General features: G+C 33.7%; 1 protein-coding gene. It reads left to right on the forward strand.

Annotation, left to right across the window (positions count from 1 at the left end):
* On the forward strand, positions 1–1,426 hold a 1,426-nt coding region (locus tag AADI82_RS15125), incomplete at its 5' end, for a S41 family peptidase (protein ID WP_341217234.1).
* Positions 1,427–1,509: the final 83 nt, after the last annotated feature.

Raw genomic sequence — 1,509 nt, forward strand, 5'->3', positions numbered from 1 at the left:
CGACAATTTAATCTCTGCAAGTCAAATAAACGATTTTGTTTGGAAAGGCATGAATACTTTTTATTTATACAAAGATAATGTACCAGACCTTGCTAACAATAGATTTGCTTCAAATGATGATTATGCCAATTACTTAAACACATTTTCTGCGCCTGAAGATTTATTTGAAAGCTTAATTTACCAAAGGGAAACCGTTGATAGATTTAGTTGGATTGTTAACGATTATATTGCTTTAGAGCAACTTTTTAGCGGCATTGTTACTAGTAACGGTATGGAATTTGGCACATTTAGATTTTCTCCTACAGACACAAATATTTATGGCTATGTGCGTTACGTATTACCAAATACAAGCGCAGCTAGCCAAGGCTTAAAACGAGGTGATATTTTTTATGGCGTAAACGGAACACAACTTACTTTAGATAATTGGAGAACATTATTAAGCCCAGAAAATTACACTATTAATATAGGTAACTATACCGATAATGGCACACCAGAAACAACAGACGATTCTGTTACCAATACCTCAGAAACTATTGCATTATCTAAAGCACAATACACAGAAAACCCCGTTTTACTTAGCAAAACTTTAGACATTGGCAGCACTAAAGTTGCATATTTAATGTATAATGGATTTACAGGAACCGATCAATTTAATGCAGAATTAAACAATATATTTGGGGTATTTAAAAGTGCTAATGCAACAGAATTAGTACTCGATTTACGATACAACCCTGGCGGTTCGGTAAATACTGCTATATTATTATCAAGTATGATTACGGGACAATTTACTGGCGATGTGTTTAGCACTGAACAATGGAATGCTGAGTTTCAAGAGGCTTTTGAAAATGAAAACCCAGAGTTATTAATAAATAGATTTGTAAATAATAACGGTGGAGCTGCTTTAAATAGCTTAAACTTATCAAGAGTTTTTATCCTCACAACAAGGTCTAGCGCATCGGCAAGCGAATTAGTAATTAACAGTCTATCACCATATATAGATGTCGTACAAATAGGAACAACCACAACAGGAAAATATCAAGCTTCAAGAACATTGTACGATTCGCCAAATTTTAGTCGATCTGGTGCTAACCCAAGTCATACATACGCTATGCAACCACTTATTTTTAAATCACTAAATGTTAACGGGGTCACTGATTACTTCAATGGACTTTCTCCAGATCAAAATAATATTCTAGGTGAAAGTATTAGAAATTTAGGAGTTTTAGGTGATGAAAACGAACCTTTACTTGCCAGAGCAATTAGCATTATTGATGGCTCAGGAAGATCTTCAATTACCACGAGTAGCAAAAGCGAAAATCTTATAGATATTATGGGCAGCAGTAAAGATTTACTTCCTTTTTCAAATGAAATGTATGTTGATAAAGAGATACCAGCTGGTTTAATAAAAAGAATTTTATTTGAATAAAAACAAAACTTACTTTAATTGGAGTTCGGGTAAAGACTCAGCTTTAGCACTCTATCATTTATTACAAGACAAGCGTTATGCTG

Source organism: uncultured Wocania sp. (assembly GCF_964021735.1).
GTDB lineage: Bacteria > Bacteroidota > Bacteroidia > Flavobacteriales > Flavobacteriaceae > Wocania_A.